Genomic DNA, 14,136 nt, shown 5'->3' with positions numbered 1-14,136 from the left:
GTAGAAGCATCCTGCGATGCCCCCACCTACTCAAGAACATAGTGAGTCCAGCGTCTTTCCCCGCATTTGGCTAAATGCCCCTCCTTATGCAACTTTTTTAATAGGTACGAAGCCCGTGCGTGATCGACACCCAAGTGCTGCTGCACTAATGCGTTGTCGACACGCTGTTGCTGAGCCGCCAGATCAAGCACCTGAGCTTCATCAGTTTCCCCGCCGCCGACGGCAACGTCACTATCGAAACGGCCAATCTTTATAGGCTCACCCGCGGGTGGTATGGGTGGCTCGAGAAAATGCAGATGGTTGGCCTGAATCGGACGACCGCGGCTGGCGATTAAGGCGTACTCCAGCAAATTACGCAACTCACGGACGTTACCCGGGTAGTGATAACAACGCAGTCTCGCCATAGCATCGGCACTGATGGTTGGCACTTCACGGCCCATTTGCCCTGCCAGCTGCTCGGCAAAATAACTCACCAACAAGGGAATATCAGCAGTGCGCTCACGCAGCGCTGGCAGCGTCAAAACGTAGCCGGCTAGGCGAAAATAAAGGTCTTGCCGAAATTGCTTGCGTGAAACGCGTTCTTGCAAGTGCACATTGGTTGCGGCTACTACCCGCACGTCCACTTTGCGAGCTTTGCGCCCCCCCACCGGCACTACCATCCCATCCTCTAGGACTCGTAATAGCTTTGCCTGTAACGACAACGGCATATCACCGATTTCATCCAGAAATAAGGTACCACCATCGGCACTGGCAAAAAAGCCAAGTCGGTCGCTGTTAGCGCCGGTAAAGGCACCTTTAACATGCCCAAAGAATTCGGCGTCCGCCAACTCTGCAGGTACAGCCGAACAATTGACGGCAATAAACGGTTTATCGCACCGCTCACTACCAAAATGGATTGAGCGCGACACCAACTCCTTCCCCGTACCACTCTCTCCCAAGACAAGTACATTGGTGTTGCCAGCTTGCTGCAAGCTGCGTATGTCCTCTAACAACTCGCACACTTTCCGGCTCTGGCCGACGAACGCCTCAATCCCCCAAAGCTTCGCTTCACGGTTCGACAGGGCTGACAGCTGTTGATCAACCTGTAACAGTTGATCTTCAGCTTCAAGCCGGCGATCAATTTGCTCCTGCAGCTGAGCGTTTAAACTGGCAAGGGCTTGGTAATTCTCCTGCAACTGACGATTTTGGCGGGTAAGAGTTAGGTGTGTGTTAATTCGAGCAAGCACCTCTTCACGCTGCAGCGGTTTGCTGATGTAATCCACGGCGCCGGCACTAAACCCGGACACCTTACTCTCGGTATCGCCCAGTGCACTCATAAAAATGACCGGGATATCCGCCGTCGTGGCATCGGCTTTAAGCCGTCTGCACACCTCAAATCCATCCAACCCTGGCATCATAACATCGAGCAAAACCAACTCGGGGGGTTGCTGCGCAGCGATGTCTAAAGCCTGTTCACCATCGGTGGCGACCGCCAATTCAAAACCGCTGCTGGCCAGATAATGCACCAAAATATCCAGATTTTCCGGCTTGTCATCGACCACCAATAAATGTGCGCCCGCGGTATCCATAGGCCATTCCACCCAATCTATAAGAACTATAGGCACAGTATAAGCGATTTATAAGCATGCATAAGCTATCGCCTGCCGGTCTTTCCGGGAGGCCATACCAACCCCCTGTTTTATATAGAATTATTTTTTCTGGCGGAGTTATTGCAATTGTGTAAGTAATCAAACTTATTTCACAACACAATAAGGACAATCCATGCTGGCTCACTGCATTACCCAAGAGTACATACCACGCGTTCTGCTGGTCGACGATACACCGGCCAATCTTGATGTACTGGTAGAGCACCTGGCGGGGGAGAATATTGAAATAATGGTCGCCACGTCAGGCAGCGAGGGGCTGCACCTCGCCCTCACTACCAAACCTGATTTGGTACTGCTGGATGTAATGATGCCCGGCATGGATGGATACACCATGTGTTCTCATATGCGTGAAGACCCCATGCTGATCGATATACCCGTCGTGTTCTTAACCGCAAAGCACGCAGAGCAAGATATCGAGCGAGGACTGGAGCTAGGCGCTGTCGATTACATAGCCAAGCCCTTTTCTATGCCCATTTTAAAAGCCCGCGTTCGCAATCACCTTGCACTCAAACGCAAGGGTGACCAACTGGCCGAGTTGGCTTGTACCGACGGTTTAACTCACATCGCCAATCGCCGGCACTTTGACCAGGTACTCGGTCAAGAATGGCGCCGCGCCGAACGCAACAACTCTGAGTTAGCTATCATCATGATCGATATAGACCACTTTAAAGAGTACAACGATGCCCTTGGCCACAGCGCCGGCGATCAGTGCCTGCGCAAAGTGGCGAGTACATTAAAAGCGGCATTGCACCGGCCGGGCGACATGCTCGCTCGTTACGGTGGCGAGGAGTTTATCGTGGTACTGCCTGAAACCAATCTCGCAAATGCCACCCTAATAGCCGAACAAATGCGACTGCGAATCAATGCACTGACCATGCTTCATCCTAACTCACCCAGCTACGACCGCTTGACTGTCAGCCTGGGCGTAGCCTGCGCCCATCCCGCGCAAACCAAAAATGAAACCCTTGTAGTCGAGATCGCCGATCGAAATTTATACGCTGCCAAGCGCTCTGGGCGTAATAAAGTGGTCTCGTAGATGTGCCCAGCGGCGGTCGCGCTCAACATGGATAACCGGTATTCTTGCGCCTGAATGATTTTGAATGAGAGCCTCGCATGATTCGACCGACACGACTTTTCGCAGCCTTTGCCCTTTTCACTGGTATTAACGTGTTTTTGGCCCCCGCCAGTTTCGCTAACGAACAAATAGTGGATACGAGCGAGCAAGACGAATTGCTAGCGCTGCTATCTTTGCTGGAAGAAGAAACCGCGGTCGCCACTCAAACCAATATGAACTCCGATTATGTACCGGGCATGGTAAGCGTGCTGCACAGTGAAGACCTGCAGAACGCGGGTCACTTAACGGTTCGTGAAGCACTTAATCAGGTGGCGGGCTTTCATTCCACCCTCGGCAACAGTGGTGACAGTAAAACTATTGTGCGCGGTATTGGTGCCACCCTAAATGCAAGCAACCTAAAGTTAATGATCAATGGTGTGGCCTTTAACCGGCCCACCGACGGCTCGGCCGACTGGGTACTGCGACTTCCATTAGAACAAGTCGACCGTATCGAGGTGATTCGCGGCCCCGGCTCGCCACTGTATGGCGAGTATGCATTTTCCGGGACGGTAAACGTCATAACCCCACAAAGCAATACCCTTACAGCTCGCGCGGGATACGACAATTCAAACACCGTAACCGGCAATGCCTACCACAAACTCGACAACGGTATCGAGTTAATTGCCTCTGCTGGCTACTGGAGCAACGACGCCAGCGGCAATCTGACTAATCTGGACAACTTTGCCGACAACGGTAATGGGTTTTCACCTGCCCCCATCTATGACCAACAGCAAGGTACATCACTATTTACTGGTTTAGGCTATGCGGGCTTCAGCGCCGAGTGGTATTTTGCCGACATGGAGCGAGGTCCTTGGTACGGCCGCAATGCCGCCATGCCCTACGAACTCGAGCCCAGACAAGAAACCGTCAACAAACTGCAACTGCAACAGAATTGGGCTCCCCTTGACTCACTCGATATCCGGCTGCAGGCAAGCTACCTACAAACAGAACTAAACCACGCCGCGTATTTACCAATACCTGCCGGTGTGCGCGGCCCCGGCGGCAACGGGGTTATCGAAAGCAATGATTATCTTCGCGACGGAGCTAAAGACTCAGAATTCAACACCGAAGTCAGTGCCCATTGGCGAGCATCTGAGGCACACACCTTATATTTTGAACTAGGCTATAGTGATAGCGAAGTCGACAGCGCCTTTAAAACTCGGCAAAGAGATCTGGGGCCCGCACTTAGCGCACCAGATGATGCACTTTTAGTTTTACCAGGCGCCAAGCGCGAGCACTTGAGCTTCACCGTACAAGACCAATGGCAAATAAACCCACAGCTTCACCTAACCATGGGCCTGCGCGTTGATGACTACGACGACTGGGGCCAACATCAATCACCGCGTGTTGCTGCCGTTTGGCAGGCGAGTGACAAACACATTATTAAAACCCAGTACGCAGAGGCTTTTCGACCGCCTACTTTGTCAGAAAGCTACCCTGGGCCGAACTCCTTTCCAGGCCAAATATCAGCGGATTCTCTCTCAGAAGAATCACTAAAATCGACTGAAATTGCTTACATATATCGTAGCGCTGGATTAAAACTCAGCACCACGGCATTTTATATTGAGGTTGAAGACCTTATTGAATTTCACTTGCAGCCGGGCGAACCACCATTTTGGCGCAACCGTGGCGACATCACCACTCAAGGTGTGGAATTCGAATGGCAACAAAGTATAGGACGCACCCTGGACTGGAATGCCAACGTTTCATACGCTGATGCGGATGATGCCTTTGATGAAGACGGACGCCTGCTTGGCAGCATTAAATGGTTAGTCAATGCTGGCGTTACCTGGCACGCCAGCGACACATTTGACCATACTTTGCAGTACCGATATGTTGGCGAGCAAGAAGGTTGGGAGCTGCGCTTACGCAACCCGCACTCCGAGACCTTCGCCGCGTACAACTCTCTTAACTACACCCTGACAGTGGCGCGAGTTTTTGGTATTAATGGTTTGAGTTTTCGCGCCAGCGCCATCAACCTACTTGACGAGCACTACAATAGCGTGCCCACACCAGCGCAGTACCCACATGGATTACCGCAAGGTGAACGCCGCCTGAGCGGTCAGTTTGAGTACCGCTTTTAACACGGAAGTGACAGACTATGAGACGTCTTTGTGCAACGATGTATTCAGCCATTGACAAGGGGTAAAGGGATAGCAAAGTTAGCTCAAGGCGTTCAGCTACTGCTGTTGTGCCTTCTGCTTTCCCTTCCCAGCCAGAGCTTGGTTGCCGATTCATTCAGTGACCGGCGTGCGCACGTCGGCATTAAGTTATTCCGCACCTTGCTCGCCGCCGAACAAAACGTTACGAGCGATGCCGGCGACGATATTTACTTTGTCTATGTCACCGATCAAACCTTGGCCGAACAGCACGCTCTACAGTTCAACGAAAGTACCGCATACTCGGGTACCCCACCCGCTAAAACCATCGCATTAGACGCGATTAGCCACACCAAAAATTTCACGCCGCGAGCGCTGTTTATTTCACAGAAGCTAAACAGCAACGAACTGGCCACGGTAGTTCACTACACCATTGAACAGCACATTATTTCGTTTTCCCCGTACGAGGGGGATGTTGAAGGTGGTGTACTTGGCGGGCTATCCGTCGAAGCAACCATTAAGCCTCTTATCAATATAACAACTCTCGAATCGAGCGGTATCGATATCAAAAGCTTTTACTTAAAGGTGGCCAAGAGGCATGAATAGAACCGTGTCTACCATTGCCCATGCACTTAAAATTGGCGGCATAAAAACACCGCTGGTTATCTGCATCGTATTCTTAGTGCTCATCACCAGCTTCGTTGTAGCCCTCAATAGATACTGGTCTAATAGCTTACAACCAAGACTGTATCGCACCGCAGAGACACAGGCGACTATCCTCGCAGAGTCGCAGGCCAACCTACTGCAACAGTCCCTTAGCCTGGCACTTGCAAGCGGACAACCTAACCATCTAAATGATACAGTGCAGGAAATTCTGCTGGTGGAGGACCCCGCAATTGGCCAAAGTATCGTGGAAGGCCTTACTCTGGAGCTCGACTATCAAACCGTTGAGGCGCAGTCAGGATCTTTGGATTTTATCGAGGGCAATACCGCGTGCGCCAGTTGCTTTCACGCAAGTATCCCGCTGTTCACCACTAACGGTGAACTTATCGGTATCGCCGACTTCAAGCTCAGCGACGCTTACTTTCAAGACCTCAGTCAGGAAATGAAGTCTAAGCTGATGGCGGAGTCCAGTGTTGCACTAGCCCTAATGGTGGTCGTTTGGCTTACCATGCTGGTGATGTTCTACCGACTCAACGCCGCCAAACAAGTCATTGAAGATTCTGACCGCGCGAAAACTCGATTTATGGCAAACGTAACGCACGAATTGCGTACGCCACTCAACGCCATACTGGGCTACACCCAACTGTACAAAGAAGATGGTGCACTGATGAAGACGCACCGCCAGGGGATTGAAACCATTGATCGCAGTGCTGACCATTTGCTGCTGATGATCAATGACATTCTCGACTTCTCCCGCACCAATCAAGACACAATAACCCTCACTGCTGTAGAAACATCATTTATTCACTTTTTGAAAACAATATGTGACATGGCGCAAGCTCATGCTCGCCCCAAAGGCATAGAGTTTGTCTGCGAGGTTCCGGAACGTTTACCAACGGCGGTACACGCCGATGAAAAACGACTGAGACAGGTCTTACTGAATCTAATTGGCAACGCGATTAAATTTACCGAAAAAGGCAGAGTAACCCTCAGAGTTGAACTTCTGAAAACGGGAAACGACTCTGCCGACCTTCGCTTTAGCATTCGCGATACCGGCATTGGCATTTCCACCAGTGACTTAGCGATGATTTTTGTACCCTTTGTTCAAGTGGACAACGACATCACACGCTCTGAGGGGTCTGGCCTTGGACTAACCATTAGCCAGAGGATTTTGCAGCTAATGAACGCCAAGCTCAAAGTTTCCAGCACACCGGACCAAGGCAGCGACTTTTTCTTTAACCTCCACCTTGCTACAGCGCAAGGACTCGCCGCAAGTAACGCCGCGATGTTTAACCCTTCAGCCAAACAAAGCTCCCGTGTAAACGCTCCGCCAACAGAGAAAATTGAAGCGTTGATTGAGCTTGCCCAGAAGCACAATATTTTAGCCTTAAGAAAAGCGGTAGAAAAACTGGAAATAGATGAACACTATCAAGGCTTCGCGGAGGAGCTCAAGCCTTACTTACAGAACTACCGATTCAAGCCATTGGTTGAACATCTAACTAAAAAACTGGCTTAGACAATGTATCTCATGCAAGCAACTTAGGCGCTGGCACTCAACCTACTGCGAAAAAGTGTCAGAACTGATGGACATGTAAATAGAAAGGAGCGATAGGCGGCTCAGTAAAAGACATTCTTTTCATCTGCTGTTTGACACAATTAAGCTGATACTCTGGCGTTTCAAAATACAAACGCTCAACGAACCCCTTCTCGTTTAATTCAAAAATTACTGCATACTCTGCATATACTGGCCCCTTACTTTCACAGTATCTTATTACTTTTGATCCCATATCGCTGTATTCGGGCAGTAAAGTACGACGTACGAAGTAGCTGTGCCAGTCAAAATGCAAATTGGAGAGCTTCTTTGCATCATCTAACGATACTGATTCGGCTTCTTCAACCGGATCAGCAAGTACTAACGCTGCAGAAAGCAGCAATACAGTCAAAACGTATCGCCACATAAACTCTCAACCTAAAGAGGGAAGATCAAACAACCACTGTTTGGCCTACAAACTTAATAAAACCGTCCGATTGACAATGCTGCTTCTATTACTCCTTCACATACTTTCAATGTAGCACACACGACGGTTGTCATCGCGTTGTTTTTGTACTCCTTTGCCATGAACTACTGCTTCGAAGAAAGTGGGGCAGGCCATTCAAAATGGCCCGCCCCACTTCTATAGACTCTGCCACAAATAAGGTAAGCACACTGCGCACCATTTTTCTGCAACAAAGCGCAGCCTGCAGAGCTTCAACCTTTAGAATTTGCAAAGGTGGTGAACAAAACGGTTCATTAAATCATCCCGCTTTACCATCACTTTTAACACAATGTTTAGAATAAGCAGACCCTCTGTGTCGCTATTTGCCAGTTGAGCGCTCTCGACTCAACTTAATAGAGAGGCACCACCTTTTATTCAATGATTTTATTCCACCTTAACCGTGAACTTTTCTAGCATTACGCCTGCATCAACCATCCAAACCTGAATCGTTTGCAAACCAGGCGCTGCGATTTGATGTTTCGTCACGCCAATGGCTGCGGCCCTCAGCGTGTTGGCGTTCCAGGCTTCGGTGTATTCATCCGCATGGATATCGACAATACGCGGCTTGTCGCCGTTCAATGAAATGGCATAGCGTAAACCTTTATGGCCTGAGGTGAGCTTATGGGTGGGCAGCGTCTGGGTGTAAATGGTGGCTGCCCCTGTGTTATACGCATAAAAATCATAACTCAGAGATGGACTGCTCTGAGCGAGGTTATCCAGGTCGATAGTCGGGGCTGTTACCGGCTGAATCGTCATACCATCACCGGAAGCCGTTGCCTGGCTGACCCGACGCCAGCCCGTGCCGTTATCAAGGTCTTTACGCGCCTTAAAGTCAACCGCCAAAAGTCCTGTCACACCATTGTGTTCGACGGCATCCGGGAGCGCTGCGAGCTCTAGGCCCTCAGGGTTATAGGCGTTAAGATTGATAGTACGCGTTGAGCCCGCGCCGGTAACTGTAATAGCCCCGGACACCGCGTTATCGTAAGGCGCCTTCGCCCAATCTATACTCACCCAGATACGAACATCGTACACTCCGCGGGTTTGGCTCAGATTAATCCATGGCTCACTTGGTTCCGCAGTCCAGCTGAGGGCCTCATCCCCACGATTAAAAATATCAATAAAGTGGCTGGCATCCGCCGGGCGACTGAATGTAGGTAGCTCGGCTGGGTTGTCGTTAAGTGGCTCAGAGGAGCCCTCTACCATTACCCCGAGACCCGCCTCTGAGCCTGGGTTGTAGTCGCCAACCTCTGGCATGGTCCAGGCGCGCTGAGTGTCGTGGGCCCAGTTTGGTAATTCTGACAAAGGCATGGGGCTCACCATACCGTCCCATTTGCCATTGGCGTTTTCTTTGTTGTAAAAGCGCACTTCCTCTAGCAGGGCTTTCTGGGCGGCTTGCGCCTTTGCGGCCGAGGATACAGTGGCGGCGCGGCCCTGGATTTCCCACAATCGGCTCCGCTCCGCCAGAAGAACTTTCTGATTAATCAAATCAGATGCGCGGACCGAATAGAGCACCATTTCGTAGAAGGCAGGTTTGTGTGATGCCGGCAGCTGCTCATAAACCCCGTTGGCCCTTGCGGTTAAATCAGCAAAAGCATCCAGGCGCTGCTGTGCTTCATCACCGTTTTCTACATGGCTAAATCCACTGTTATTTAAATCGAGTTGCTCAGGCCGCTTAACGATATTGAGGCGATAGTAGTCCCCTAAAATCGCGGCAATAGCATCGGCGTATTCGTTGCCAAAGGTACGTGCCGCCCACTGGGTCAAATATTCATGCTGGTCAAAATTCCTGAAGGCTTCTGGGTTGCGGGCCAGGCGCATAAAGAACTCAGTGCCAATTTCATAGGGTTTAATATCACCCACGTTGTTGATCCAGATATTATGAGCATTAAAATCCCAGGCTTTTAACATTTCTGAATGGGTCATCCCTAACGGGGTGCTATGAAACCATAAATAACTGCGCGGCACGCCCCAGTATTGCATGTGATAGTAGACGCCTGACCCGCCAGAGCGCGCACTTTCCTCGGGCGTTGAGAGTTGGCGAATATAACCGTGATTATCATCGGGCCACAAAATGATGACATCTTCGGGTAATTTTAGGCCCGACTGGTATTGCACCAGAGTTTCCTTATAAGGAATGAATATCTGGGGAACGTCCGAGGGAGTTGGATGCACAAAATTGGCGATCATACTCCGCTGATCGGGAATAATGGTATTCTGAATTTTCGCCGCTTTCTCCTCATTCGTTGTACCTTCCGGAGCCATCATGCCCTCGTCCCGACGCCCGCGCATACCAATGGTGTAGATATTTTCGTAGTCGGCCGTTTCTTTTACACGATCTTGCCAAAAATCAAATATACGGTCGCGATTGCTCCAATAATCGTAAGGGCCGTGAATGTCCTCATCGTATTCGTGGCTATTGGTGAGCATGGGCTCGTGATGTGACGTGCTAATAACAATCGCGTAGTTGTCTGCGACTACTTTGTTTTCCGGAATTTCATAAAAGGGGGTACTCTTAACCGGAAATTCGTGCATGGCAGGCCAGATAACGTTGCCGTATAGGCGCAGCACAAGTTCAAATACCGTCGCGTAGGTTCGAGGCCCAATATTGCCAACCTCTGGCTCAAAGGTGTTCGCCGCCCAAGGCTGAAAACCCCAGTCTTCGTCATTAATAAAAATACCGCGGTACTTTACACCGGGAGAGTGCTGGGTATGGCTACCGGCAATATAGAGCGAAGGCTTTTGCGGAGCCGGTACGTCGCCCCAAAAATGCCAAGGTGATACCCCTATGGATTCGGACAAGCCAAAAACGCCGAAGGCGGTACCGCGCCTGTCGCTGCCCGCAATAACCAGTCCGCGCTCGACACCGGGCAAAGGATTGTCGACAACGGCTGCGGTATAAGCCTCCCATTTTCCTTTAATAGCTGCGACATCAATTTTTCCAGCATCGACGAGCCCGTCTATTAAAGGGCTTTGCCCTACGGTACCAACCAGAATAGCCGATGCTGACTGTGGAGTATCCGTACTGACGGAGGCCCGCAATCCGGTCACCCGCTCAATGTCGTCGCGCAGGGCGGCAGAGGCAATCTCCACAACCTTCGCGTCTTCTGCGCTATGGTAGATTGAGGTCACTGCACCGTTGGCAGCGATCTCCAGAGCACCACTTGCAGGAGACTCAAGAACTTCCATAAAGGGCACAGCAAAATAATGGTGGGCTTCGGTGGCGACGGGCATCATGCCGTCGTACGGCACCCACCCCTCACTCGAACTATCCGTATCTGCAACCTTCGAGCAGCCAACAATTGCCACCGCAAGCAACACTGCCATCGCCCTGGAAAATCGGTTAAGAGATATCATAAAAACTAAACCTCTAAAAATATTATTATTAATCACAGAGACCAGCAGCTTACCTAGGGAGCGTTTTTGTCTCTACAGGTTCTGTAGCCAACCAGCTTATGGTGATAGCGACTATACTCTATACCCTCTCTTAAAAAAGGCAATGCGCGGGGCACCTCACGCCAATGCTCCTGTTGCACTGTTCATGCGGTTTGGCAAAGCTCCCAGGTATCAGCTTTTTTACACCCTCAACGCTCTGCACGTTGGGCAGGGCTTAAAAAACATCTTTAGACAATCGTATGGATTAAGCCTATTAGCCATGGCCGTGCCGATCAGAGCCTAACCGTAAAAGCCCGTCACTGGCTTGGGTATCCGCCTGGCTGCCGGAGGAGAGACTAAGGTCTTCCCGAGCATCAACCACACAGCTTGCATACTAGTACCCCAGCAGCATAAGATATTACGGTTTAAATGACCAATAAAATGACAATATACTCAGGGGCGTGGCTCAACTATGCGATCTATCATTAAATCAGCCGCATTTTTATGCGCAATTTCATCAGTATCAACGGGCGCATGGGCGTGCGAGTCACCGGCGACTATTTGTCTGGACGAAAATAGTGGCTTCCCTCTTATTCAGAACGGCAAGCCGCTACCTGTAGTCATCTCTGCCAATGCTAATTCTGCGGTTCGCCGAGCAGCCGATGCATTTAGCGACGACTTAGAGAGGGTTAGCGGCTCGAACAGCGAGCTCCTCACCAGCGTCAAACAGGCTGAGGGTTCGCTCGTCCTTATTGGGGTGTTGGGCGAAAATCCGCTGATTGAAGAGTTAGTGAGCCAGGGGAAATTGGATGTCGATGCCATACGCGGACAATGGGAGGCTTATCAGGTTGCCGTTGTCGACAAACCCTGGCCAGGAGTCGATCAGGCCTTGGTCGTAGTTGGCTCGGATCGCCGCGGTGCAGTATTTGGCACCTTTGATCTATCAGAACAAATGGGCGTATCACCTTGGTACTGGTTTGCCGATGTACCAACTCAACAACAAAACAACGTATATGTGACGCCAGGCAGCAGAAGCGACCAACCTAAAGTTCGTTATCGTGGAATTTTCATCAATGATGAAGATCCGGCGTTAAAAGGCTGGGCGCAGAAAAAATTTGGTGGCGTTAACTCGGGCATGTATGAAAAGGTCTTTGATCTACTTCTGCGCCTCAAGGGCAACTATATCTGGCCGGCCATGTGGGGCAAGGCTTTTCATCTAGATGACCCCAAAAATACAGCATTGGCTGATGACATGGGTATTGTCATGGGCACCTCACACCACGAACCCATGACCCGAGCCCATGCCGAGTGGCACCGTAAATCCGAAAACCCAACAGGTGGCGGAGCCTGGAATTACGAAACCAACGGTGAAAGTATTCGTAAATTCTGGCGGGGCGGCATCGAGCGCATGATGTCTAAAAAAGATGGCACGCCCTATGAGTCACTGGTAACTGTAGGTATGCGTGGCGATGGCGATGAGCCTATGTCTGAGGGCACAGCCATCGAACTGCTGGAACAAGTGGTTGCCGACCAACGAGACATTATTGCCGATGTGACCGAAAAACCTGCCAAGCAAACTCCGCAAGTATGGGCGCTGTATAAAGAAGTGCAAGATTATTACGACAAAGGAATGACAGTACCCGATGACGTAACCTTGCTGTTCGCCGACGATAACTGGGGGTTAGTACGTCGCCTGCCAACCAAAGACGTCAATCGCGAAGGCGGTTTCGGTGTTTATTATCATTTTGACTATGTAGGTGTGCCGCGCAACTACAAATGGACCAATACTGTGCAGATCGGCAAGGTCTGGCAGCAGATGAATTTATCCTACCAACGCGGTGCCGAGGATCTATGGGTGGTCAATGTGGGCGATTTAAAACCCATCGAATTTCCCATTGATTTCTTTCTGACCATGGCATGGAACCCCGAAGCCATGGATACTCACGCTCTGCGCGACTATGCAGAGCAGTTCGCCGCGCAGTCTTTCGGTACAGAATTAGCGCCAAAAGTGGCCGACCTGATAGAGCGCTATGGTACCTACGCCGCCATGCGCAAGCCGGAGCTACTGAACGAGAATACTTTTGAGATTGGTGAAATTGCCGAGCCAAAACTTAAGGGTGGAGAGTTCTATGGCCATTACACCAAATGGCAGCGGCTCGAGCAGGATATGATTGCGGTGAAAAAGCAAATCAATAAAGCGCAATATTCCGCATTCTTCCAATTGGTGGAGTGGCCCATCGCCTCAATGAGCAATTTGTATGAGATGTACTTTGCCGCCGCCTGGAACAAAGCGCTGGTGGAGGTCGGGGATGCACGCTCCAATCATTTTATGGAACTTGTGCAGACCAATTTCCAGCGTGATTCGGATCTGACCGATAAGTATCACCAAATTAACGATGGAAAGTGGGATGGCATGATCAATCAGGTGCATATGAATTATGTGACCTGGAATGACCCGGAAGAACAGACCATGCCAACTGTGTCAAAAATTTACGGCGGTAAAAACAATATCGAGGTTCAGTTTGAGGCTATGGATCAACCTGAAAACATTCAGGTAATTGATGCCAGTGATTTTGACACCGCATCCAACGCCAAAGGGCTTACCTGGACTGCGGTGAAGCACTTGGGCCAGTCCAATGCGGGCATGCTCGCCCTGCCCCAAGGACAAAAGCCAACATCAGTGGGTGATAATATCGCCTTGAGCTACAAGTTCAATCAACCCCACCATGGCGATGCTCACGTAACTCTGGAACTCAGCCCCACCTTGGATACGATAGCGCGCGGCGGTGTTCGTTTAGCCGTAGCCGTTGATGGCAAGCCTGCTAAAACCCTCAGCTTTGACTTACACGCCACCGGTGGCGGCCAGCATACCCCCCAGGAAAAAGCCTGGGCCAAAGCAGTTATAAACAACAAACAGCTGCTTGAAATGACCTTTACCGAGCTCACTACAGGCGAGCATGAGTTAAAAGTCTTCCGGATTGATGACAACATGGTACTTGAAAAACTGATTATTAAATCAGCAAAAACAGATACGCCGATAAAACAGTAATCAAAAAAGAAGGCAAAAGCGATTGTCTATGTTGCCCGTGAGCAATCCCTTCACGGGCAACATCGCACGAGTAGTTACATAAAGTTACCACCTTCATTCTGGTGACGGCACCTTCTCCATTTAGCGATAAGCTTCAAACAAATCTGAACGAAGCGGC

8 protein-coding genes are annotated in these 14,136 nt (G+C 50.4%); 5 read left to right on the top strand and 3 right to left on the bottom strand.

Features of this window, described 5'->3' with window-relative positions:
* Positions 1–26 precede the first annotated feature (26 nt).
* Complete coding sequence (locus QWI17_RS18800) at positions 27–1,568, bottom strand: sigma 54-interacting transcriptional regulator (RefSeq protein WP_302724067.1); 1,542 nt, start codon at positions 1,566–1,568, stop codon at positions 27–29.
* Positions 1,569–1,761: 193 nt separating this feature from the next.
* Between QWI17_RS18800 and QWI17_RS18795 the strand changes: the two genes are divergently transcribed.
* From QWI17_RS18795 to QWI17_RS18780, 4 genes are all read left to right on the top strand, one after another.
* Positions 1,762–2,682 (top strand): GGDEF domain-containing response regulator, encoded by a 921-nt coding sequence (locus QWI17_RS18795; protein ID WP_302724066.1) that lies wholly within the window; start codon positions 1,762–1,764, stop codon positions 2,680–2,682.
* 77 nt (positions 2,683–2,759) lie between these two features.
* Positions 2,760–4,844 (top strand): TonB-dependent receptor plug domain-containing protein, encoded by a 2,085-nt coding sequence (locus QWI17_RS18790; RefSeq protein WP_302724065.1) that lies wholly within the window; start codon positions 2,760–2,762, stop codon positions 4,842–4,844.
* Between the two features lie 30 nt (positions 4,845–4,874).
* Positions 4,875–5,465, top strand: coding sequence for a hypothetical protein (locus QWI17_RS18785; protein WP_302724064.1), 591 nt, complete (start codon positions 4,875–4,877; stop codon positions 5,463–5,465).
* Positions 5,458–7,038, top strand: coding sequence for a sensor histidine kinase (locus tag QWI17_RS18780; RefSeq protein WP_302724063.1), 1,581 nt, complete (start codon positions 5,458–5,460; stop codon positions 7,036–7,038). The genes QWI17_RS18785 and QWI17_RS18780 overlap by 8 nt, the downstream gene beginning before the upstream one ends.
* A gap of 58 nt (positions 7,039–7,096) precedes the next feature.
* Here QWI17_RS18780 and QWI17_RS18775 read toward each other — a convergent pair whose 3' ends face one another.
* Positions 7,097–7,465 (bottom strand): hypothetical protein, encoded by a 369-nt coding sequence (locus tag QWI17_RS18775; RefSeq protein ID WP_302724062.1) that lies wholly within the window; start codon positions 7,463–7,465, stop codon positions 7,097–7,099.
* A gap of 477 nt (positions 7,466–7,942) precedes the next feature.
* Complete coding sequence (locus QWI17_RS18770) at positions 7,943–10,912, bottom strand: glycosyl hydrolase 115 family protein (RefSeq protein WP_302724061.1); 2,970 nt, start codon at positions 10,910–10,912, stop codon at positions 7,943–7,945.
* A gap of 490 nt (positions 10,913–11,402) precedes the next feature.
* On the opposite strand from QWI17_RS18770, the gene QWI17_RS18765 reads away from it, so the two are divergent.
* The gene (locus QWI17_RS18765) at positions 11,403–13,979 is read left to right on the top strand and encodes a glycosyl hydrolase 115 family protein (protein ID WP_302724060.1); all 2,577 of its coding nucleotides are present in this window, start codon (positions 11,403–11,405) and stop codon (positions 13,977–13,979) included.
* The last annotated feature ends 157 nt before the right edge of the window (positions 13,980–14,136 follow it).

Origin of the sequence: Gilvimarinus gilvus (assembly GCF_030518155.1) — a bacterium.
Lineage (GTDB): Bacteria > Pseudomonadota > Gammaproteobacteria > Pseudomonadales > Cellvibrionaceae > Gilvimarinus > Gilvimarinus gilvus.
Note: the sequence above shows the minus strand (reverse complement) of the source record. Positions and strands in the feature narration are given on the sequence as shown.

Excerpts from the sequence above, each read along its gene's own strand:
- QWI17_RS18800 (WP_302724067.1), bottom strand. The coding sequence starts at position 1,568 with ATGGATACCGCGGGCGCACATTTATTGGTGGTCGATGACAAGCCGGAA.
- QWI17_RS18795 (WP_302724066.1), top strand. The coding sequence starts at position 1,762 with ATGCTGGCTCACTGCATTACCCAAGAGTACATACCACGCGTTCTGCTG.
- QWI17_RS18790 (WP_302724065.1), top strand. The coding sequence starts at position 2,760 with ATGATTCGACCGACACGACTTTTCGCAGCCTTTGCCCTTTTCACTGGT.
- QWI17_RS18780 (WP_302724063.1), top strand. The coding sequence starts at position 5,458 with ATGAATAGAACCGTGTCTACCATTGCCCATGCACTTAAAATTGGCGGC.
- QWI17_RS18770 (WP_302724061.1), bottom strand. The coding sequence starts at position 10,912 with ATGATATCTCTTAACCGATTTTCCAGGGCGATGGCAGTGTTGCTTGCG.
- QWI17_RS18765 (WP_302724060.1), top strand. The coding sequence starts at position 11,403 with ATGCGATCTATCATTAAATCAGCCGCATTTTTATGCGCAATTTCATCA.